This is a genomic window from Georgenia daeguensis (genome assembly GCF_039537705.1).
Classification (GTDB): Bacteria; Actinomycetota; Actinomycetes; order Actinomycetales; family Actinomycetaceae; genus Georgenia; species Georgenia daeguensis.
This window is the reverse complement of record NZ_BAABBA010000002.1, coordinates 93,260-115,602: the sequence shown is the minus strand read 5'-3', so window position 1 is coordinate 115,602 and position 22,343 is coordinate 93,260. Positions and strand designations below refer to the sequence as shown.

Here is a 22,343-nt window from a genome sequence, read left to right as displayed (position 1 = left end):
GTTGCGGACAGCGGCGGCTCGGTGGTGCCCGGGCGCGCGACCTCGCTCCTTCGGCCCTACGGTTCTACAGTGGTGGGTCGGCGTGCGCACGGGCGCGCCCGAGGAAGGAGCACCATGAGCCACCTGGAGCGTATCCGGCGCCCCGCCGACCTACGCCGGCTGAGCGCCGCCGAGCTCGAGGTGCTCGCCAAGGAGATCCGTGACTTCCTCGTCGCCTCCGTCTCGCGCACGGGCGGGCACCTGGGCCCCAACCTCGGCGTCGTCGAGCTGACGATCGCGATCCACCGCGTCTTCGACTCCCCGGCCGAGCACGTCGTCTTCGACACCGGGCACCAGGCCTACGTGCACAAGCTCCTCACCGGCCGCCAGGACTTCTCCGAGCTGCGTCAGCGCGGCGGCGTCTCCGGGTACCCGTCCCGGGCGGAGTCCGACCACGACGTGGTGGAGAACTCGCACGCCTCCACCGCGCTGAGCTGGGCCGACGGCATCGCCAAGGCCAACCAGCTGCGGGGCCTGGGGGACCGCTCCGTCGTCGCCGTCATCGGCGACGGCGCGCTGACCGGCGGCATGGCGTGGGAGGCCCTGAACAACATCGCGGACGGGCAGGACCGCTCCCTGGTCATCGTGGTCAACGACAACGGCCGCTCCTACGCGCCGACCATCGGCGGCCTCGCGCACCACCTCGACGCCCTGCGCACCACGCCGAGCTACGAGCGGGTGCTCGGGTGGGGCAAGCGCACCCTGCACCGCACCGGCGTGCCCGGCCGCGTGGCCTACGACGCCCTGCACGGCATGAAGAAGGGGCTCAAGGACGTCATCGCCCCCCAGGGCCTGTTCGAGGGGCTCGGGATCAAGTACATCGGCCCGGTCGACGGGCACGACATCGACGCCATGGAGACGGCGCTGTCGCGGGCGAAGTCCTTCGGCGGCCCGGTGATCGTCCATGCGATCACCGAGAAGGGGCGCGGCTACACGCCGGCCGAGACCGACGTCGCGGACCGCTTCCACGCCGTCGGGGTCATCCACCCCGAGACCGGGCTGCCCGTGGCCCCGTCCCGGTTCGGCTGGACCTCGGTCTTCGCCGGGGAGATCGTGGAGATCGGGCGACGGCGCAGCGACGTCGTCGCGCTCACCGCGGCGATGCTCGCCCCGGTCGGGCTCGCCCCCTTCGCGGAGGAGTTCCCCGACCGCGTCTTCGACGTCGGCATCGCCGAGCAGCACGCGGTCACCTCCGCCGCGGGCATGGCCTACGCCGGCCTGCACCCCGTCGTCGCCCTGTACGCCACGTTCCTCAACCGCGGTTTCGACCAGGTGCTCATGGACGTCGCCCTGCACCGGGCGGGCGTGACGTTCGTGCTGGACCGCGCCGGCCTGACCGGGGACGACGGCGCCTCCCACAACGGCATGTGGGACATCGCCATGCTCCGCACGGTCCCCGGGCTGCGCCTCGCGGCGCCCCGGGACGAGGCCACGCTGCGCGCCGAGCTGCGCGAGGCCGTCGCCGTGGAGGACGCCCCGACCGTGCTGCGCTACCCCAAGGGCGCGCTGCCGCAGGCGCTGCCCGCCGTGGGCCGCCAGGGGAGCGTGGACGTCCTCGCCCGTCACGGCGGGGTCCCGCGGGTCCTCGTCGTCGGCGTGGGCGTCATGGCCCACACGGCCGTCGAGGTCGGCGCCGCCCTGGACGCCCAGGGGATCGGCTCGACGGTCGTCGACCCGCGGTGGGCGCTGCCGGTCAGCGACGACCTGCTCGTCCTGGCGCGCCAGCACGACCTGGTGGTCACGATCGAGGACGGTCTCGCCACCAACGGCGTCGGCTCCGCCCTGCGCGACGCGCTGGCCGCGGCGGGCACCGACGTCCCGGTCCGCAGCCACGGCGTCCCGCAGGCCTTCCTCGACCACGCGTCCCGCGCGCAGCTCGTCGAGCAGTTCCACCTGCGGGGCCAGGACATCGCCCGGGAGGCCGCCTCCGCGGTCGCCGGCCTGGCCGCTTCGGCCGAGGTCCGGTCCGTGGAGCGCCCGGCCGGCTGAGCGCCTCCTCTGACCGCGCTCCGAGTTGTGGGGACCGCCGTCCGAGCCGAGGACCGCCATCCGGTCGGCGGTCCTCGGCGCAGACGGCTGTCCTCGGCGCTGCGCCCGCCACCACGGGTTGTGAGCAGGCCCATACACGGGTGCGGTCGTAGGTCCCACCTGTCCGATCCGCCCGGTTCATAGCGTGGTTGTCGAGGGGCCGCAAGGGTTGTCGGCCCGCACGAGGAGGCAGGAACATGGCCACCACGACCGTCAGCCACACGGGGGCGTCCGAGGTACCCGGCGTACCCGCAGCGGAGCCCTGGCGGGGCTTCGCCGACGGGCCCTGGCGCAGCGCGATCGACGTCCGGGACTTCATCCAGCGCAACTACACCCCGTACACCGGTGACGCCGGCTTCCTGGCCGGGCCCACCGCGCGCACCACCCACATCTGGGACGTCCTGTCCACGATGTTCCCCGAGGAGCGCGCCAAGGGCGTCTACGACGTCGACCCGAAGACCCCCGCCGGCATCACCGCCCACGCGCCGGGCTACATCGACCGCAAGGATGAGCTGATCGTCGGCCTGCAGACCGACGCCCCGCTCAAGCGGGCGATCATGCCCTACGGCGGCTGGCGCATGGTGGAGACCTCGCTGAAGACCTACGGCTACGAGGTGGACCCGGTGGTGAAGGAGATCTTCACCAGGTACCGCAAGACCCACAACGCCGGCGTCTTCGACGTCTACCCGCCCGACGTGCGCAAGGCCCGCAGCGCCCACATCATCACCGGCCTGCCCGACGCCTACGGCCGCGGCCGCATCATCGGCGACTACCGCCGGGTGGCGCTCTACGGCGTCGACGCGCTCATCGCCGGCAAGAAGGCCGAGCGGGCCGAGCTCGACGCCCAGCGCTCCGTCGAGGACGTCATCCGCGACCGCGAGGAGAACTCCGAGCAGATCCGCGCGCTCGGCGAGCTCAAGGAGATGGCCGCCTCCTACGGCTACGACATCTCCCGCCCGGCCGCCACGGCCCGCGAGGCGATCCAGTGGCTCTACTTCGCCTACCTCGGCGCCGTCAAGGAGCAGAACGGCGCCGCCATGTCGCTCGGCCGCACCTCGACCTTCCTCGACGTCTACGTCCAGCGCGACCTCGCCGACGGCGTGCTCACCGAGTCCGAGGCGCAGGAGCTGATCGACGACTTCGTCATCAAGCTGCGCATCGTGCGCTTCCTGCGCACCCCGGAGTACGACGAGCTGTTCTCCGGCGACCCCACCTGGGTCACCGAGTCCATCGGTGGCATGGGGCAGGACGGGCGCACGCTGGTGACGAAGAACTCCTTCCGCATGCTCCAGACCCTGTACAACCTGGGCCCGGCCCCCGAGCCGAACCTCACGGTGCTGTGGAGCGAGCAGCTGCCGGAGGGGTTCAAGAAGTTCTGCGCGCAGGTCTCCATCGACACCTCCGCCATCCAGTACGAGTCCGACGCCCAGATCAGCGCCGCGTGGGGCGACGACTCCGCCATCGCGTGCTGCGTCTCGCCGATGGCGGTGGGCAAGCAGATGCAGTTCTTCGGCGCCCGGGTCAACCTCGCCAAGGCCCTGCTGTACGCCGTCAACGGCGGCCGGGACGAGAACAGCGGCAAGCAGGTCGGTCCCGTGACCGAGCCGGTCACCGGCGACGTCCTCGACTACGACGACGTCCTGGGCCGCTACGACGCGCTGCTGGACTGGCTGGCCGCCACCTACGTGGACGCCCTGAACTGCATCCACTACATGCACGACAAGTACGCCTACGAGCGCCTCGAGATGGCGCTGCACGACAAGGACGTGCTGCGGACCATGGCCTGCGGCATCGCCGGGCTCTCCGTCGCGGCGGACTCCCTCTCCGCGATCCGCTACGCCACCGTGCGTCCCGTGCGCAACGAGGACGGCCTCGTCGTCGACTACGTCACCGAGGGCGACTTCCCGATGTTCGGCAACGACGACGACCGCGTGGACTCCATCGCGGTGACGCTCGTCGAGCGGTTCATGGCCAAGATCCGGGCCCTGCCCACCTACCGCGACGCCCTGCACACCCAGTCGGTGCTGACGATCACCTCGAACGTGGTCTACGGCAAGCACACGGGCAACACCCCGGACGGGCGCCGCTCCGGCGAGCCGTTCGCGCCCGGCGCCAACCCGATGAACGGCCGCGACACCCACGGGATGCTCGCCTCCGCCCTCTCGGTGGCCAAGCTGCCCTACGACGAGGCGCAGGACGGAATCTCGCTGACCAACACGGTCGTCCCGTCGGGCCTGGGCCGCACCGCCGAGGAGCAGGCCACCAACCTCGTGGGCCTCCTCGACGCGTACACCGGATCGCAGGGCTACCACATGAACGTCAACGTCCTGAACCGGGACACCCTCTACGACGCCATGGAGAACCCCGAGAAGTACCCGCAGCTGACCATCCGGGTCTCCGGCTACGCCGTGAACTTCGTGCGGCTGACGCGCGAGCAGCAGCTCGACGTCATCTCCCGCACCTTCCACGGCACGCTCTGACCGGTGGCTCCCCGCCCGGGGAGACCACGGGCGGGGAGCCACCACCGCACCACCGGCCCGACCACGCACCACCGGCCCGACCACGCACCACCGGCCCGCCACCCACCTGGAGGAACGATGACCGCCACCCTCGGCGAGCACGCCGCCGGCGTCGTCGCGCCCGACGGCATCAACGGCTTCTACGAGCCGGTGCCGGAGGACAACGTCCCCCGCCTGCGCCGGGCGGCGGGTACCGCCGGGATCGACGTCGCCGCGGAGATGACCCACGCCGAGCACGTCGCGGCCGTGCGGGCCGGCGAGATCGGCTCCATGCACTCCTGGGAGCTGGTCACCGCGGTGGACGGGCCCGGCACGCGGCTCACGGTCTTCCTCGCCGGCTGCCCGCTGCGCTGCCTCTACTGCCACAACCCCGACACGCTGAAGATGAAGGACGGCGAGCCGGTCGCCGTCGACACGCTGCTGGCGCGGGTGCGCCGGTACCTGCCGGTCTTCCGCGCCACCGGCGGCGGGCTGACCGTCTCCGGCGGCGAGCCCCTCATGCAGCCGGCGTTCCTGGGCCGCCTGCTTCGCGGCGCCAAGGAGATGGGGGTGCACACCACCATCGACACCTCCGGCCTCCTCGGCACCCACGCCTCGGACGCCCTGCTCGACGACGTCGACCTGGTTCTGCTCGACATCAAGTCCGGGCTGCCCGGGACGTACCGGCGCGCCACGGGCCGCGACCTGGCCCCGACGCTCGACTTCTCCCGCCGCCTCGCCGAGCGGGGCAACGCGATGTGGATCCGGTTCGTCCTCGTGCCGGGGCTGACCGACGCGCCCGAGAACGTCGCGGCCGTGGCGGACCACGTCGCCACGCTGCCCACCGTGCAGCGGGTCGAGGTCCTGCCGTTCCACCAGATGGGGCGCGACAAGTGGGACCGGCTCGGCATGGCCTACGAGCTCGACGGCACCCCCGCGCCCGACACCGCGCTGGTGGAGCGGGTGCGCGAGCAGTTCCGCGAGCGGGGGCTCACGGTCTACTGAGCTCCGGCGGCGCCCCGACGGCCCGTCAGCGAGCGTTCCGCGGCAGGCTCGCCACGCCCGGCTCGTGGAACCGTGACCCCGTGACGGCCTCGGCCGCGCCGGTCCGGTCCAGGTACGGGGTGATCCCGCCGAGGTGCAGCGGCCAGCCCGCGCCCAGGATCATCGCGAGGTCGACGTCCTGCGCGTCCCGGGCGACGCCCTCGGCGAGCAGCAGCGCCGTCTCCTCCGCCAGGGCACGCCGGACCCGGTCGAGCAGCCCGTCCGGGCCCAGGGGCCGTGCCGTCCGGCGGGAGCCGAACAGCTCGCCCACCGAGAGGTCCGCCGGGGACGTCGCGCTCGGCCGGCCCTCGCCCAGGACCAGGCTGCGCCCGGACTCGACGACGGCGGCCAGGCCCGGCGACTCCGGGTAGCGCTCCCCGAGGTCGTGGCGCAGCGAGACGAGCACGTGCTGGGCGACCGCCGGCCCCACGAGCTGGAGGAGCTGGAACGGCCCCATCGGCAGGCCCATGGGACGCAGGGCCGCGTCGGCGTCACGGACCGACGTGCCCTCCTCGAGGGCCCCGAGCACCTCGCCGAGAAGGCGGATCAGCAGGCGGTTGACGACGAAGCCGGGCGCGTCGGCGACGGCGACCCCGGTCTTGCGGCAGGCCTGCGCGACGGCGAACGCGGTGGCGTACGTCGTCTCGTCCGTGCGCGCGGCCCGCACGACCTCCACGAGGGGCATCACCGCGACGGGGTTGAAGAAGTGCAGCCCGACCACCCGCTCGGGGTGGCGCAGATGCTCCGCCATCGTCGTGACGGACAGCGCGGAGGTGTTCGTCGCCAGCACGGTGGTCGGTGCGACGACGCCCTCGAGCTCGGCGAGGACGCGCTGCTTGACCTCCATCTCCTCGAAGACGGCCTCGATCACGAGGTCCGCGCCGGCGAGGTCGGCCAGGTCGGACGTGGCCCGCAGCAGGGGGCGCAGCCGCCCGGCGTCCTCCTCCGGCAGGCCGCCCTTGGCGACCTCCCGGTCGATCTGGGCGTGGACCGCCGCCAGGCCCTTCTGGGCGCGGTCGTCGTCGAGGTCACGCATGGTCACCGGCACCTTCAGCGACCGGGCGAGCAGCAGCGCCAGCTGGCCGGCCATCAGCCCGGCGCCGGCGATCCCGACGGACCGGACGCCCCGCGGCGCCACGTCCACGGGGCGCCCGGCCGGGTTCTTCGCGCGCCGGGTCAGCAGGTCGAACGCGTACAGCCCGGCGCGCAGCTGGTCGCTCATCACCAGGTCCACGAGCGCGTCGTCCTCGAGCGCGAAGGCCTCGGCGCGCGCCAGCGTGCGGGCCGTCGCGACGGTCTCGAGCGCGCGCAGCGCCGCGGGCGCACCACCGGCGGCGCGGGCCTCGGCGAGCGGGCGGCGCGCCTCGACCGCCGTCGCCCACCCTTCCTCGGACAGCTGCCCCCGCCGGGTCGGGGTGACCTCCCCGGCGACGACGGAGCGCAGCCACGCGAGCGCGGGCGCCAGCGGGTCGGCAGGACCGTCGGCCCCGGGCAGCACGACGTCGAGGATGCCGGCGCGCAGGGCGTCGGCTGGCCGGAGCGTGCGGTTGCCCCGCGCGGGGTTGTCCACGATGACGGTCAGCGCCGCGTCGGGCCCGATCAGCCGCGGCAGCGTGGTGCAGCCGCCCCAGCCGGGCAGGAGGCCGAGGTGGGTCTCCGGCAGGCCGATCGCCCGCACCGACGGGTCGGACGCGCGGTAGTCGCACGCCAGCGCCAGCTCGAGGCCGCCGCCGAGAGCCGCGCCGTTGAGGTACGCCAGCGTGGGCACCGGCAGGTCGGCAAGGGCGCCCACCACGCGGTGGCCCGCCTCCGCCAGCTCCCGGACCTCGGCGGCCGCCGCGGCCGTGCGGATCAGATGAAGATCGGCACCGGCGAGGAAGGTGCGCCCCGTCCCGGTGAGGACGACGGCGCGGATCTCGCCCCCACGGGCCCGCCGGTCGGCGTCGTCCACGGCCCGCTGGAGGTGCGCGAGCCCGGCCGGGCCGAGCGTGCAGGGGCGATCGCCGCCGTCCTCGGGCGCCAGGGTGAGAACGAGGACGACCCCGAGGTCGGGGACCGCGACGTCCGCGGCCCGCACGACGGTGACGCGCTCGGTGTACGAGGGGGAGGTGGTGGTCACGGGATCTCCAGATAGACGGCACTGTCGGTATCGGGTACTGCTGCAGACCCTATCCGAGAGGACCGGTCCGGTGAGCCGGGCCTGTGCCGTCAGGCGGTCCGGAGCGCCTTGGTGAGCGGCTCGGCCACCTGTGCCACCTGCCACGGGCGGGCACCGAGCGCGCTGAGCCGGTCGGTCACCTGCCCGATGCTCGGCCGTGGCTTCACCTCCCACGCGAGCTGGCGCTGGACGGCGGGGGAGAGGAGGTTCTCCTGGGGGAGGCGCAGCTGCTCCGCGAGCGCGCGCACGCTGGTGCGCACGGCGTCGAGGCGGACCGCGGCGTCGGGGTTCTTGTCCGGCCAGGAGCGCGGGGCGGGCAGCTGCCCGGGCACCGGCGCGGCGCGCCGGGCGGGCAGCTCGGACTCGGGCAGCGCGAGCGCACGCGCGACCGCCGCGAACCAGTACGGCGCGTGCCGGCGGGTCCCCTTGCCGGAGAACTCCTTCAGGCGGGTGAGCTCCTCCAGGGACCGCGGCTTCGCCAGGGCCGCCGCGACGATGGCGGTTGCGGGCAGCACGCGGCCGGGCGCGCGGTCGCGCCGGCGGGCGAGCTCCTCCCGCGCCTCCCACAGCTCGCGGGCGACCGCGAGGCCACGCAGGTCGCGCACCGCCTGGAGCCCGGAGGTCCGGCGCCACGGGTCCACCCGGGGGGCGGCCGGGGCCGCGGTGCGCACGTGCTCGAACTCCTCCAGCGCCCAGCCGAGCTTGCCGGCCTCCTCGAGCTGCTCGGTCAGGACGGCGCGCAGCTCGACGAGGAGCTCGACGTCGAGGGCCGCGTAGCGCAGCCAGGACTCCGGCAGCGGCCGCGTGGACCAGTCGGCGGCCGAGTGCTCCTTGGCCAGGGCGTAGCCGAGGTTCTCCGCGACGACGGCGGCGAGCCCGACGTGGGCCCGGCCGAGGAGGCGGGAGGCGAGCTCGGTGTCGAAGAGCGCGGCCGGGCTGAGCCCGAGCTCGCGCAGGCACGGCAGGTCCTGGTCGGCCGCGTGCAGCACCCACTCGGTGGGGTTGACGACGGCGGCGAGCTCGCCGAGGTCGGGCAGCGTGGTGGGGTCGAGCAGGACGGTGCCCGCGCCGGGGCGGCGCAGCTGGACCAGGTAGGCGCTCTGCCCGTACCGGAAGCCGGAGGCGCGCTCGGCGTCCACCGCGAGGGGGCCGCCTGCGGCCGCCAGCCGCGCCGTCGTCTCGGCCAGCGCCTCCGGCGTCGCGGTGACGGGGGGCACGCCCTCGGCGGGCTCGGTCAGCGGCACGGTCGCGGGCGCCTCCGCCGTCGCCGCACCGTCCTCGCCGGTGGAGATCCCGGTGACGAGGTGATCGCTGGCGTCGATGGTGGCAGGCACGGCCTCAACGGTACGACGGCGCGGGCGTTGTGCGCCCGCGGCGCGCGAGGGGCGGGCCGGCGCGGTCGTCACGCGGCGACGCTCAGTGACGGCGGTTGAGCGAGGTGACGTTCTCCGGCAGCGGCTCGAGACCGGCCGCCTGGCAGGTCAGTGCGGCCCAGGCCTTCAGGTGCGGGCCCAGGTCCGGCGTCGTCGGCGTCCAGGAGGCGCGGACCTCGATCTCGACCTCGCCGCCCCGCAGCTCCAGGCCGCCGAAGGTCTCCGACAGCACCCGGGTCACCGTGCCGGAGAGATGGTGGTAGCCCGCCCCGGCGTCGGTCAGGGCGTCGGTGAGCCAGGTCCAGCCGACCTCGCCCAGCAGCGGGTCGGCGCCGAGCTCTGCCTCGAGCCGCGCCTTGGCCAGCACGATGACGCGGAAGGTGCCGTGCCAGGCCTCCTGGCCGGCGGGGTCGTGGAGGACGACGAATCGGCCGTGCCCGAGCAGGGCGTCGGGGTCCATGGTGCGGGGGGCGGCGTTGACCTCGCCGGTCAGCGCGAGGGCGTACGGCGCGATCCGGGTCGGTGCCGGGACCTCCTCGAGGTGCAGCTCCGGACGCATCCGATGACCCCGCAGGCTCAGCAGCGCGGTCTCGAAGTCGGGCGGTGCCACCGCCTCGTCACCGGTCACGTCCTCAGGCTAGGCCGCCGCGCGCGGTCCCGGGGGCAGGCCGCGCCCGACTCGCCGGGCGGCACTATGCTCGCCGGGTCCGCACACCCTTTGGAGAAGCTTTGGCCGAGCGTGGCACCCCCGTCCGTCCCATCATCCTCGGCGGTGACATCGGCGCCTACGCCACCGCCCGCACCTTTCACGAGACGTACGGGGTGCGGTCCGTCGTGCTCGCCGGCGTGGCGACGTGGGCGGTGACCGGGTCGGTCGCCGTCGACCACCGCGTCGTGACCGGCCTGTCCGACCCCGACCTGCTCGTCGCGGCCGTCCGCGACGTCGCCGCGGAGGAGCCGGGGACGACCCACCTCGTCCTGGGCAGCGCGGACTGGCTCGTCGACGCCCTCGTGACCCACCGTGACCGGCTCCCCGGTGTGGTCGTGCCCTACGCCGGGCCCGATGCCATGGCGCAGGTGACGGACAAGGGCACCTTCACGTCCCTGTGCGAGCAGCTCGGCATCCCGGTGCCCGCGACGGTGGTCCTGCGGGCGGCGGACGGCCCGGCCGCCGCGGCCGGGCTCACCTTCCCGGTGGTCGTCAAGGCGGCCTCGACGACGGCGTACCATGCCGTGGACTTCGTCGGGAAGAAGAAGGTCGACCGTGCCGACGACGTCGCCGAGCTCGGGCAGGTGCTGGCGCGGATCGCCGCGGGGGGCTTCGGCGGGGACCTCCTGGTCCAGGAGCTCGTGCCGGGCGGCGACGCCGAGATGGCTGCCGTGAACCTGTTCTTCGACGCCGACGGGGTGTGGCGCTTCGCCCAGTTCGGCCGGGTGCTGCTCGAGGAGCACACCCCCGGAGCCCTCGGAAACTCGGTGGCCCAGGTGACGGGCGTCAACGCCGAGGCGGTGGAGCAGGCCCGCCGGCTGCTCGAGCACGTGGGGTGGAGGGGCTTCGCCAACGTCGACCTCAAGCGCGACCCGCGCGACGGCGTCTACCGCTTCCTGGAGGTCAACCCGCGGGTGGGGCGCAGCGGCTACGCGGTGACCGCCTCCGGTCACGACATCTCGCGCATGTACGTCGACGCCTTCGTGGACGGCCGGCCCGCCGAGCCGTTGGTGAGCTCCGCCGAGCACCTCTTCCACGTGGTGCCGCTGCCCCTGGTACGCCGGTACGTCAGCCGCGAGAACTCCGCGCTGGTGCGCCGGCTGGCCCGGGCCGGGCGGGCGACGAACCCGCTGATGTACCGCGCCGAGCGGAACCCGCGACGCTGGGCGAACATCGCCGCCGCCCAGCTCAACCAGTTCCGGAAGTTCGCCCGGTACTACCCCCGCTGAGCGACGGAGGCTCACACCCCCGGGGACGGCGGTGCGCGGTCACGCCCGTGAGCGGCGCGGCACCTGAAGCGGTGCGTCCGGCTCACGGTCGGCCCACCCGCTCGCCAGTCCGGTGCGATTAACGGAACGGGACTGTTACGTATATCTGGGTTAGGGTGGCCTTCGTTAGGTAACCCTTCCTCAGGAGAACACGTGAGCAGCACCTCGCGCCGGGCCGTCGTGGCCGCCGGCACCCTCGCCCTGGCCACCGCCCTCGCGGCATGCTCCGCGTCCAGCGCCGACGACGCGGCCGGCGACGCCAGCGGTGACGCCGGCACCGTCACCGTGGAGCACGCGCAGGGCAGCACCGAGGTCCCGGCCGACCCGCAGCGCGTGGTGGTCTTCGACATGGGCGTCCTCGACACTCTCGACACGCTCGGCGTGGACGTGGTGGGCCTGCCCAAGGCGAACGTGCCCTCCTTCCTCGACGAGTACTCCTCCGACGAGTACACCGACGTCGGCACCCTGCAGGAGCCGGACTACGAGGCGCTCGCCCGCCTCGACCCGGATCTCGTGATCGTCGGCTTCCGCTCCGCGGCCGCCTACCCCGAGCTGTCCGAGAGCTTCCCGACCGTCGACGCGACCTTCGAGTGGAGCGGCGACTACCTCGCGAACTTCGGCGAGAGCGCCACGATGCTCGGCGAGATCTTCGGCAAGGAGGCGGAGGTCGAGTCCGCCCTGGCGGACATCGACGCCAAGGTCGAGGAGATCCGCCCCGTGGGTGAGGCGGCCGGCTCCGGGATGGTGCTGATGACCTCCGGCGGCGAGGTCACCCTCAACGGGGCCGACTCCCGCTTCGGCCTCATCTACTCCGAGCTCGGTGTGACGGAGGCCGAGACCGGCGTCGAGGCCGCCGACCACGGCGAGGCCATCTCCTTCGAGCTGATCCGGGACACGAACCCGGACTGGATGTTCGTCGTCGACCGCGACGCTGCCATCGGCGAGGCCAGCGGGCAGGCGGCCGAGCAGGTCCTGGACAACGAGCTGGTCACCTCCACCACGGCCTGGCAGCAGGACCAGGTCGTCTACCTCGACGGCGAGCGCTGGTACGTCGTCATGCACGGCCTGAGCAACGTGCCCGCGATGCTGGACGAGGTCGGGACGGCGCTGGCCCGGTGACGACGGCGGACCCGCGGCACGGGCGGGGGGCCGCCACCGCGACGGCTGCCCGCCCGGGCCCGCACCCCTTCGCCGCACCCCCCGATCACGGCACCGGCGGGGCCGACCCGGGCCACCGCCCGGGCGTCCTCAGGCAGCGCCTCGCCCTGCTCGGCGGCCTCGCCGTGGTCCTGGCACTGGCGGGCGTCTCCCTGTTCGTGGGGGTCTCCGACCTCTCCGTCGGCGACGTCCTGTCCGGGGACCTCGACGAGGCGCAGCGCCAGACTCTGCTCGCCTCCCGGGTGCCGCGCACGGTCTCGATCCTGCTCGCGGGCTCCGCGATGGCGATCGTCGGCCTCGTCATGCAGCTGCTGGTGCGCAACAAGTTCGTCGAGCCCTCCACCGCCGGCACGACCGAGTCCGCCGGGCTCGGTCTGCTCGTCGTCACCCTCCTGGCCCCCGGCATGCCGCTGGTGGGGAAGATGGGCGTGGCCGCGGTGTTCGCCCTCGCCGGCACCGCCCTGTTCCTGACGATCCTGCGGCGCATCCAGCTGCGCTCGGTCGTCGTGGTCCCGCTGGTCGGCATGATGCTCGCGGGCGTCGTCGGGGCGCTCTCCACCTTCCTCGCCTACCGCAACGACCTGCTGCACACGCTGTCGAGCTGGATGACCGGCGACTTCTCCGGCGTGGTGCGTGGCCGCTACGAGATGCTCTGGATCGTCGCGGGCTGCGCCGTGATCGCCTACCTCGCGGCCAACCGTTTCACCGTGGCGGGCCTGGGCGAGGAGTTCACCACCAACCTCGGCCTGAACTACCGCCGGGTCCTCGCCCTCGGGCTCGCGATCGTCGCCGTGACCAGCGCCGTCGTCGTGGTCGTCGTGGGTGGGCTGCCGTTCCTCGGGCTGGTGGTGCCCAACGTCGTCTCCCTCGCGATGGGCGACTACCTGCGCCGGTCGCTGCCCTGGGTCGCGCTGCTGGGGGCCGGGTTCGTGCTCGTCTGCGACATCGTCGGCCGCGTGGTCATCCACCCCGCCGAGGTGCCCATCGGGATCGTCGTGGGCGTCGTCGGCGCGGCGCTCTTCCTCTACCTGCTGCTGCGGAGGCCCTCCGGTGCTCGCTGACCCCTCCACGACGACCGCGCCCGCCGGGCAGGGGGTGCCCCGGCCCGGGCTGCGCCTGGCGCTGCTGAGCGCCGGGGCCGTCGTCGTCGTCCTCGGGTTCCTCGTGGTCGGTGCGCTCGACGCCCTCGCCCTGCTGGTCCCCATGCGGGCCGAACGGCTGGCGACCATGGTGCTGGTCGCCGTCGCGATCGCCGTCTCCACGGTGCTGTTCCAGACGGTCACGGAGAACCGGATCCTCACGCCGTCGATCATGGGTTTCGACGCGCTGTACGCGCTGATCCAGACAGCCGCGGTCTTCTTCCTCGGGGCGACGACGGTCAACGGGCTGGCACCGCCGCTGCGCTTCGCCGTCGAGGTCGCCGCGATGCTGGTCTTCTCGTTCCTGATCTTCCGCTGGGTCTTCGGCGGGGCGCGGCGCAGCCTGTACCTCGTCGTCCTCGTCGGGATCGTCTTCGGGGTGCTGTTCCGCTCCCTCGCCACGTTCATGCAGCGCGTCATCGACCCGAACGAGTACCTCATCGTCCAGGACCGCCTGTTCGCCTCGTTCAACGCGGTCGACCCGCTGCTGCTCGCCGTGTGCACGGTGGTCGTGGCGGCCGCGTCGGCCTGGGTGTGGAGCCGACGGCGTGAGCTCGACGTGCTGGCGCTGGGCCGGGCGCACGCGGTCACGCTGGGCCTGGACCACCACCGCAGCACGATGGCCGTGCTGGTGGTGTGCGCACTGCTCGTCTCCGTCTCCACCGCCCTGGTCGGCCCCATCACGTTCTTCGGGCTGCTGGTGGCCAACCTCGCCTACCTGGTGGCCGGCACCCATCGCCACGCCTACGTGCTGCCCGCGGCGTCGCTGCTCGCCGTCATCACGCTCGTGGGCGGCCAGACCATCCTCGAGCACCTGTTCGGCCTGGACACGGTGCTCAGCGTCATCGTCGAGTTCGTCGGAGGAATCGTGTTCATCATGCTGCTCGTGCGGGGAGGACGTCGATGATCGTCACGGAGAACCTGACCAAGCGCTACGGCTCCACCGTCGTCGTCGACGGTGTCGACCTCACCCTCACCCCGGGCGGGGTCACCTCCATCATCGGCGCCAACGGCGCGGGAAAGTCGACCGTGCTGTCGATGATCTCGCGGCTGCTCGAGATGGACGGCGGCACCGTGAGCATCGACGGGCTCGACGTCTCACGCACCCCCAGCGAGGAGCTGGCCAGGCGCATGTCCATCCTGCGCCAGGACAACCACCTCGCCGTGCGGCTGACCGTCCAGGACCTCGTCGCGTTCGGCCGGTACCCGCACTCCAGGGGGCGGCTGACCATCGAGGACCGCCGGCACATCGCCGCGGCCATGGAGTACCTCGACCTGGGCCCGTACGCCTCCCGCTACCTCGACGAGCTCTCGGGCGGCCAGCGCCAGCGCGCGTTCGTCGCCATGGTGCTGTGCCAGGACACCGACTACGTGCTCCTCGACGAGCCGCTCAACAACCTCGACATGAAGCACTCCGTGGCGATGATGAAGCTGCTGCGGCGCACCGCGGACGAGCTCGGCAAGACGGTCGTCCTGGTCGTGCACGACATCAACTTCGCCTCCTGCTACTCCGACCACATCGTCGCGATGAAGGACGGCCGCGTGCTCTGCCAGGGCGGTGCCGAGGAGGTCATCACCACCGAGAAGCTGCGCGCCATCTACGACATGGACGTGGCGGTCGAGATCGTGGGCGGGCGCCGCATCGGCGTCTACTACGACTGAGCGCGCCGGCGGCGCACTCATCCCGTCGCCGGCGCCTCGCTCCCGCCTGGGCGCGGCGCACCTCACTCCGGCACGCGCGCGGCATCGACCCGTTCGGGACGAGGCCGGCGACTAAGGTGGACCGTCGCTGCGGCGAGGAAGGGACGTGCGAGTGAGTGCTGGGGTGGGCCGCGGCGTGCCGGACGGTGGTCCGGTCGAGACGGAGGACGGCGGGCGGACCGAGGCGGCGGCGCGGCTGAATCTCTTCCGCTACCTCACCGCCGACCTGGCGGTCGAGTACCGCGCCATCATGACGCTGTTCACGTCGACGTTGCTCTCCGACCTCTCCGCCGCCGAGGTCGGCGACGGGCTCGCCGAACGGGGGATCGTCCTCTCCGTCGACGACGTCACCACGCGGTGTGAGCAGCTCGAGCGCTGGGGGAACCTGGTGCGCGGCATCCGGGACGCGCGGGTCGCCACAGTCCAGGACTACGTGCGCTCCCGCGCCCGGTACCAGGCGTCCAAGCTCGGCGTCCGCGTGCACCGGGACGCGGAGGCCGTCCTCGCCGCCGGGGACGGCGCCCGGGAGGTCGCCCGCGAGCTGCTCGGCGCCACGGCGGAGACCCTGGACCGCATCGTCGCCCGCATGCAGGCGGCCACCGACGCGCGTCCGGTGGACGCCGAGGCGCTCTCGGGCGACGTGACGACGGTGTTCAACAACCAGCGGCTCTTCTCCGACAGCGTCCGGGACTTCTACGCGTACGTGAACACCGTGCTGACCCGCTACGACCTCGGGGGCGAGGAGTACCAGCAGTTCAAGCGGCTGCTGCTCGACTACATCGACCTGCTCACCGCCGACGTCGCCCGCCACGCCCCGGTCGTCGCCCGCCGCTTCACCGCTCTCGAGCCGCTCCTCGACGGGGTGCTCGCGGCCCTGGCCGCGCTGCCGACGCTGGCCGACGCGAGCACGGAGCGGCTGCCCGGCCGCACACAGGAGGACTGGGACCAGGTGCGCGGCTGGTACACCGGGGCCGACGGGCGCTCCGGCCCGGAGACGCTCCGTCTCGCCGCCGACCAGGCCCTGGGCCAGCTCCTCGCGAACACCAAGCGGATGCTGGCGTCCGCCGGCACCGGGGTGAGCCGGCGCGCCGACCTGCTCAAGCTGGCCCGGTGGTTCGACGACGCCGACGCCGACGAGGCGCACCGGCTCTACGCCGCCGCCTTCGGTGCCTACCCGGCCCGCCACCTGCTCGGCGGCCCCGAGGAGCCCGACGCCCGGGACGGCGCGACCACCTCCTGGTGGGCGGCGACCCCCGTGGAGGTCCCGCTGAGCCTGCGGGAGCGCGGCGACCGCGGCGCCCGGGGCCGTACCGCCTCGGTCCCCGACCCCGGACTCGACCGGGTCCGCCTGCTGACGGAGGCCCAGGGCGAGGCCGACGCCCGTGCCGCCGCCGTCGGTGAGCTCGTGGCTGCCGGCCGTCTCGACGGCGCCGAGGTCAGTCCTGCCGCACTGAGCCTGCTGCTGGGCCAGCTCACCCGGCTGCTCGCCCGGCACCCGCAGCTCGAGGGGGCGGCCCGGGCGACGGACACGGACCTCGGGCTGACCCTCGCCGCGGCGTCCGACCCGGCCGCGTCGACGACGGTGCGTACCGTCGACGGCGATCTCACGATCCACGGGCTCGTCCTGGAGGTCGCCGCCGCCGGCGCCCGGGACGCCGGCACCACCGCCCCGGGCGCCTCAGCGGCCCGGAACGGCACCCCGCGCGAGCCGGCGGAGGCGTTCGCGTGAGCGCCCACGGCACCGCCGAGCACGACGCCGCCGAACGGCGGGAGGCTGCCCGGGCCCTGCTGCGGCACCCGGTCCTGACGAAGGCCCGCCACGGGGAGGAGTTCGCGCTCGTCCGCCGGCACGCCCCGGCGCTGCGCAAGATGTTCCCCGCGGTCCTGGGCTACCCCCTCGTCGTGGAGTCCTCGTTCGCCCGGCTCGTCAAGGACGCCCCGAGCGCCGACGCCCCGCCGCGGCCCGCCCAGCGCCGGGGCGGGCAGCCGTTCGCGCCGCGCACCTACGCCTACCTCGCCCTCGTGTGCGCGGCGCTGCTCCAGACGGGCGGCCGGGAGCAGGTGCTCCTCGGCACCCTCGTCGAGCAGGTGCGCGCCGACGCCGCGGTGGCGGGCATCGTCGTCGACGACTCGCTGACCGACCGGCGCCATCTCGTGCAGGCGATCGCGCTGCTCCTCGACCGCGGCGTGCTCAGCGAGACCGACGGCTCCGTGAGCGCCTGGGGCGACCGCCAGGAGGAGGCCCTGCTCGACGTCAACCGGACGCTGCTCACGCACGTGCTGGCCCGCCCGCTCGGTGACGTCGCCGGCCCGGAGGAGCTCGTGGCACGCGGGGAGCGTGCCGGCGCCGAGCAGCCCCGCAGGGCCTTGCGCCGAAGGCTGGTGGAGAACCCCCTCGTGCGCCGGGAGGACCTCAGCGCCGAGGAGCAGCACGTCCTCTCCCGGGAGCGCGCCGACCTGGGCCGTACGCTCGCCGAGCACTTCGGGCTGACGCTGGAGGTCCGTCAGGAGGGGGCGCTCGCCTACGACGTCGACGGTGAGCTCACCGACATCGCCTTCCCCGGCCAGGGCACCGTCGCGCACGTCGCCCTCCTGCTGGTCAACGCGCTCGTCGACGACCTCGACGGCGGCCCGGGCGTGCTCGCCGAGATCGACGGCCGGACGGTACCCGGCCTGCTCGCTCCATGGGCCGCGGTGTCGGACGCCGTGGACCTGCTGGTGGAGCAGTACGGCAACACGTTCGCCGAGGCGTTCGCCAACGACCCGCGTCACCTGCAGGAAGAGGTCGTCGCCCGGCTCGAGGACGTCGGGCTCGCCCGGCGCGCACCGGCCGGCCTGGTGCTGCACCCGGCCTGCGCCCGCTACCAGCCCGAGCCCAACCGCGTCCCGCGGCGCACGGCTCCCGCCGGGGCACGTGACGTCGGCGTCGCCGGCGCGCCCGACGCCGCCCCGCCCGAGACGCAGCCGAGCCTGTTCCCGCTCCAGGAGGACCGATGACCGCCACCACCTCGACACCGGCTCCGGCCGTCCCGGACGGTGCCGCCGACACCGCCCCGGACGGCCAGGTCAGGCACCACCCGCACCGGTGGCGCCTGCACCGTGCCGGCATCGTCAACGTCTGGCACTACTGGGACGAGACGTTCGAGTTCTCCGGCGGGCGGATGGTGCTGCGCGGCACGAACGGCTCGGGCAAGAGCCGCGCCCTGGAGATGCTCCTGCCCTTCGTCCTCGACGCCGACCGGCGGCGCATGGACTCCACCGGGTCCGGCAAGGTGCGCCTCGACGAGCTGATGAAGGTCGGCGCGGAGGGACAGGGCAACCGCCTCGGCTACCTGTGGGTCGAGCTCGTCCGCGACGGCGGGACGGCGCCCGAGCACCTCACCCTCGGCGCGCTGGTGCGCTGGTCGGCGAGCTCCGGCGACGCGCGGGTCTGGTACTTCACCACCCCGCTGCGCGTGGGCCACGACCTGGAGCTCCTCGACGCCGCACGGCAGCCGATGGCCCGCGACCGTCTCGCCGAGCTCGTCGGCGCAGACCGCCTCACCGAGAACCCGGAGACCCACCGCGAGCGGGTCCGCAGCACCGTCTTCGGCCTGACCGGGCCCGGCGCGCGCGAACGCTACGACGGTCTCCTCCAGCTCATCCGCACGCTCCGCTCGCCCGACGTCGGCAACCGCATCGAGGAGGGCAACCTGCCGCGCATCCTCTCGGACGCGCTGCCGCCGCTGTCCGAGGAGACGCTCAACGACGCCGGGGGCCGGCTCGACGACCTGTCCGAGTCCCGCGAGTCCCAGCGCCGGCTCGCCGCCGCCCACGAGCACGTCAGCACCTTCCTCGGCACCTACGGCCGGTACGCCGCCACGGAGCTGCGGACCACCGCGGACCGGGCGGCCCGCACCGCGGACGAGGCGCGGACCGCCGCCGAGGCCGCCGCCACCGCCGCGGACACGCGGGACCAGCTCGCCGCCCGGACGGTCGAGGCACGCACGGCCGTGGAACGCCTGGAGACCCGGGACGGCGAGCTCGCCGCCACCGTCGAGGGCCTGAGGTCGTCCGAGGCGTACCGCGCCGGCCAGGACCTCGCCCAGCGCGACCGCCACGTCCGGACGCTCGCCCAGCGGGCGAAGGACAGGCTCGAGACCGCCGACGGCGCACGCCGGGCCGAGAGCGAGGCCGTCGACGCCGTCGACGCGCTCGCCGCGGAGGTCGTCGAGGCCGCCCGTGAGACCGCGAGCGTCCTCGACGAGGCCAGGGCCGGGCTCCGCGGCGCCCATCTGGCGACGACCGCCCTGCCCGGCCCCCTGGAGGCCGGCGTCGAGACCGTGGGCGGCACCGTGGAACCGGTGCGGACCCGGCTCGAGGGCGAGCCGCAGCCCCGGCAGCGGCCGGCGGCCCAGCACCTCCTGCTCACGCCGGCCGACCTCGAGGACGCCGCCGCGCGCGCCCACGAGGTCGCCTCCGCCGCGCAGGCGCGAGCCGGCGAGGCGGGAAACCGGCTCCAGGGTGCCGTCGAGCTCGCCCGCGCCCGGACCGATGCGGACCACGCCGACGCGGCCGCCGGAGAGGCGGAGGAGCGCCGGGCCGCGGACGAGACAGCGGCCGCCGGGCGCAGCCAGGACCGCGACGACGTCGCCCGCGCGCTTGCGGGCGCGTGGCGGCAGTGGGTCGCCCAGGACACCACCGCCCAGCTGCTCGGCGAGGTGGACTGGCCCGCCACCGCCGTCGGGCCACTCCTGCTCGACGCCGACCTGCTCACCGGCGACGTCCGGGCCGCCGAGGCCGGGGCCGAGGACCCGCACGGTCTCCGGCTCGACGAGCTCGACCGGGTGGCCACCGAGGCGGCCGAGCCCGCCCGCGACCGGCTCGCGCGCACCGGTGCGGGTCTCGACGCCGCGGAGCAGGCCGACGTGGCCCGGCGCGAGGAGCTGGCGCACGAGCAGCGGGGGCTGCTCGCCGCGCAGGACCCCGAGCCGCCCGCCGCCCCCTGGGTGAGGGCACTGCCCGAGGGGGCCGAGCCGCTGTGGCGTGCCGTGGACTTCGCGGACGGCCTGAGCGACACCGACAAGGCGGGGCTCGAGGCGGCGCTGCTCTCCGCCGGCCTGCTCGGCGCCGGGCTGAGCGCCGACGGCACGCTGGTGGCCGAGGACGGCCAGACGTTGCTCACCCCGGCCGCCCCGCCCGCTCAGCACCCGCTCCGGGCCGCCCTCGTGCCAGACCCCGCCGCCGGTGTGCCGGCGGCCGCCGTGTCCGCCGTCCTCGCGCGCGTCGGCCTGGGCCGCGACAGTCACACCACCTGGGTCGACGTGGACGGCTCCTGGGGCAACGGGCCGCTGCGCGGTCGGCACCGCACGGACGCCGCCCGGCACATCGGTGCCGCGGCCCGCGCCGCGGCCCGTGCCGCCCGCCTCGCGCAGATCGACGACGAGCTGGCCGCCCTCGACCTGCGGGAGGCCGACCGGGCCGCCGCCCGCGACCGGCTCGCTGCCGCCCGCGCCGCCCTGACCGCACACGTCCGGACCGCCCCCACCGGCGCCGCGCTCGCCGACGCCCGCACCCTCGCCGTCGCGGCGGCACGCCAGGCGGCGCGCAGCCGCGCCGAGGCGGCCCGGCTCACCGAGCGCGCCCGCGAGCTGCGTGCCGCATGGAAGGCCCAGGAGGCAACCCATCGGCAGCTGTGCGACCGGCACGGCCTGCCGCACGACGCCGACGGGCTGCGCGGGGTACGTGACACCGCGCGGGCCGCCCAGGAGGCGTGCCGGGCCGGCGCTGCCGCGCTGACCGCACTCGCCCGGCGCCGGGACCGGCACGCCGAGGAGGTGGCGCGACTGGCCGGGCACCGGGAACGCCGCGCCGAGGCAGAGCTCCGTGCCGAGGAGGCCTGGGACGAGTGGCACCGCGAGGCGGCCGAGGTCGAGGCGCTGACCGAGAGCCTCGGGCAGGAGGCAGGTGAGGTCCACCGGCGGCTGGCCGCGACCGAGGAGGAGCAGCGGCACGTCGGCCGTGAGCTGCGCGACGCGCGGGTCGGCGCCCAGAGGCTCGGCGAGAAGGAGGCCGTGGCGCGCCGGGACGCCGAGACCGCTGCGGAGGCCGCAGCCGCGGCGGGGGCTCAGCTCACCGGCGCGGTGGAGAGGTTGCGCCGGCAGGTGGCTCTGCCGGGTGTGGTGGCGGCGGCCGGTGGCGGGGAGCTGGACCTGCCGGTCGACGGACCGGTCACGCCGGAGAGCGTCCGAGCCGCCGCCGACGCGGTGCGGTCCGCCGTCGCCGGGAGCGGCACCGCGGATCTCAACGCCCTGCTGCGCGCCCGGCAGAAGCTCGAGGCCGAGCTGCAGGGCGGCTTCGACGTCGTGCCGACCGTCGCCGAGGACGTCCACCTCGTCGAGCTGGTCGACAGCGCCGGCCGGCGCCCGGTGGCGGAGGCTGCCGCCGACCTGGGCGCGCGCGTCGAGCGGGCGCGCGAGGCCCTGACCAACCGGGAGCACGAGGTCTTCACCAACTTCGTCGTCGGCGGGGTGGGGGAGGAGCTGCGCCGGCGCCTGGCACAGTCCGAGCAGCTCGTGACGGCGATGAACGAGAGCCTGCGCAGCATCAGCACCAGCCACGGCATCGGGGTGCGGCTGGCGTGGGTGCTGGACGCGCCCGAAGGCAGCCGGGTCCACCGCATCAAGGAGCTCGTTCGGACAGCCGCGCCCGTGCGGCCGGGCGAACGCACCGAGGAGCTGATCGGTCTGCTGCGCGAGCAGGTGGACGAGCAGTTCGCCCTCGACGAGACGGCCGGTTACGCCCACCACCTCAAGAGCGCCCTCGACTACCGCGACTGGCACCAGATGCGGGTGACCATCCTCGGCCCGGGCGCGAACGACCGGCGCGAGCTCCGGGGGAGGGCCAAGCTGTCCCAGGGGGAGACGCGGTTCGTCTCCTACGTGACCCTCTTCGCCGCGGCGGACGCGTACCTCTCGGGCCTGGGCGAGACGGCACTGCGCCTGGTGCTCCTCGACGACGCCTTCGCCAAGGTCGACGACCCGACCATCGGTGAGCTCATGGGCCTGCTGGTACGCCTCGACCTCGACTTCTGCATGACGGCGCACAACCTGTGGGTCACCTACCCCCAGGTCCCGTGCGCCGACGAGTACGAGATCCTCCGCGCGGAGGGCACCGCCGCCGTCGCCGTCCACACCCACTGGGACGGCCGCAACCGGCACCTGACGGTATGAGCTGCCCCGGTCCGGGG

General features: G+C 74.4%; 14 protein-coding genes. 11 read left to right on the top strand and 3 right to left on the bottom strand.

Going from position 1 to position 22,343, the window contains the following annotated elements; all coding sequences use genetic code 11:
- The first annotated feature begins 114 nt into the window (after nt 1-114).
- From dxs to pflA, 3 genes are all read left to right on the top strand, one after another.
- Nucleotides 115-2,028, top strand: a complete 1,914-nt coding sequence (gene dxs / locus ABD774_RS02255; protein WP_345037166.1) for a 1-deoxy-D-xylulose-5-phosphate synthase — start codon at nt 115-117, stop codon at nt 2,026-2,028.
- Nucleotides 2,029-2,264: 236 nt separating this feature from the next.
- On the top strand, nt 2,265-4,547 hold the full coding sequence (pflB, locus tag ABD774_RS02250) for a formate C-acetyltransferase (RefSeq protein ID WP_345037164.1): 2,283 nt from the start codon (nt 2,265-2,267) through the stop codon (nt 4,545-4,547).
- A 117-nt stretch (nt 4,548-4,664) separates the two neighbouring features.
- Nucleotides 4,665-5,570: a pyruvate formate-lyase-activating protein gene (pflA, locus tag ABD774_RS02245; RefSeq protein ID WP_486327252.1), complete on the top strand. Its 906-nt coding sequence runs from the start codon at nt 4,665-4,667 to the stop codon at nt 5,568-5,570.
- Nucleotides 5,571-5,595: 25 nt separating this feature from the next.
- Here pflA and ABD774_RS02240 read toward each other — a convergent pair whose 3' ends face one another.
- The 3 genes from ABD774_RS02240 to ABD774_RS02230 form a co-directional block, all read right to left on the bottom strand.
- Nucleotides 5,596-7,728 carry a 3-hydroxyacyl-CoA dehydrogenase NAD-binding domain-containing protein gene (locus tag ABD774_RS02240; protein ID WP_345037162.1) on the bottom strand — a complete coding sequence of 711 codons (2,133 nt, stop codon included), beginning with the start codon at nt 7,726-7,728 and terminating at the stop codon, nt 5,596-5,598.
- A gap of 89 nt (nt 7,729-7,817) precedes the next feature.
- Nucleotides 7,818-9,101 carry an HRDC domain-containing protein gene (locus ABD774_RS02235; RefSeq protein ID WP_345037159.1) on the bottom strand — a complete coding sequence of 428 codons (1,284 nt, stop codon included), beginning with the start codon at nt 9,099-9,101 and terminating at the stop codon, nt 7,818-7,820.
- A gap of 82 nt (nt 9,102-9,183) precedes the next feature.
- Entirely contained in the window at nt 9,184-9,768 is a 585-nt protein-coding gene (locus ABD774_RS02230; protein WP_345037157.1) for a DUF3000 domain-containing protein, read from the bottom strand.
- A 101-nt stretch (nt 9,769-9,869) separates the two neighbouring features.
- Here ABD774_RS02230 and ABD774_RS02225 point away from each other — a divergent pair, with 101 nt between their 5' ends.
- The 8 genes from ABD774_RS02225 to ABD774_RS02190 all read left to right on the top strand — a co-directional run bounded on the left by ABD774_RS02225 (nt 9,870) and on the right by ABD774_RS02190 (nt 22,326).
- On the top strand, nt 9,870-11,078 hold the full coding sequence (locus tag ABD774_RS02225; RefSeq protein WP_345037155.1) for a carboxylate--amine ligase: 1,209 nt from the start codon (nt 9,870-9,872) through the stop codon (nt 11,076-11,078).
- Nucleotides 11,079-11,270: 192 nt separating this feature from the next.
- Entirely contained in the window at nt 11,271-12,236 is a 966-nt protein-coding gene (locus tag ABD774_RS02220; protein WP_345037153.1) for a siderophore ABC transporter substrate-binding protein, read from the top strand.
- 146 nt (nt 12,237-12,382) lie between these two features.
- Nucleotides 12,383-13,336, top strand: coding sequence for an ABC transporter permease (locus ABD774_RS02215; protein ID WP_486327257.1), 954 nt, complete (start codon nt 12,383-12,385; stop codon nt 13,334-13,336).
- A complete protein-coding gene (locus ABD774_RS02210; protein WP_345037148.1) occupies nt 13,326-14,321 on the top strand; it encodes an iron chelate uptake ABC transporter family permease subunit in 996 nt (331 codons plus the stop codon). The genes ABD774_RS02215 and ABD774_RS02210 overlap by 11 nt, the downstream gene beginning before the upstream one ends.
- The gene (locus ABD774_RS02205; protein ID WP_345037146.1) at nt 14,318-15,076 is read left to right on the top strand and encodes an iron ABC transporter ATP-binding protein; all 759 of its coding nucleotides are present in this window, start codon (nt 14,318-14,320) and stop codon (nt 15,074-15,076) included. The genes ABD774_RS02210 and ABD774_RS02205 overlap by 4 nt, the downstream gene beginning before the upstream one ends.
- A 145-nt stretch (nt 15,077-15,221) precedes the next feature.
- Entirely contained in the window at nt 15,222-16,844 is a 1,623-nt protein-coding gene (locus tag ABD774_RS02200; RefSeq protein ID WP_345037145.1) for a TIGR02677 family protein, read from the top strand.
- A complete protein-coding gene (locus tag ABD774_RS02195; protein WP_345037143.1) occupies nt 16,841-18,112 on the top strand; it encodes a TIGR02678 family protein in 1,272 nt (423 codons plus the stop codon). Before ABD774_RS02200 ends, ABD774_RS02195 begins: the two co-directional genes overlap by 4 nt.
- Nucleotides 18,109-22,326 (top strand): TIGR02680 family protein, encoded by a 4,218-nt coding sequence (locus ABD774_RS02190; protein ID WP_345037141.1) that lies wholly within the window; start codon nt 18,109-18,111, stop codon nt 22,324-22,326. The genes ABD774_RS02195 and ABD774_RS02190 overlap by 4 nt, the downstream gene beginning before the upstream one ends.
- Nucleotides 22,327-22,343 lie beyond the last annotated feature (17 nt).

What these genes read in the sequence shown, in the direction of transcription:
- ABD774_RS02205 (WP_345037146.1), top strand. Translation starts at nt 14,318, where the DNA reads ATGATCGTCACGGAGAACCTGACCAAGCGCTACGGCTCCACCGTCGTC.
- dxs (WP_345037166.1), top strand. Translation starts at nt 115, where the DNA reads ATGAGCCACCTGGAGCGTATCCGGCGCCCCGCCGACCTACGCCGGCTG.
- ABD774_RS02190 (WP_345037141.1), top strand. Translation starts at nt 18,109, where the DNA reads ATGACCGCCACCACCTCGACACCGGCTCCGGCCGTCCCGGACGGTGCC.
- pflA (WP_486327252.1), top strand. Translation starts at nt 4,665, where the DNA reads ATGACCGCCACCCTCGGCGAGCACGCCGCCGGCGTCGTCGCGCCCGAC.
- pflB (WP_345037164.1), top strand. Translation starts at nt 2,265, where the DNA reads ATGGCCACCACGACCGTCAGCCACACGGGGGCGTCCGAGGTACCCGGC.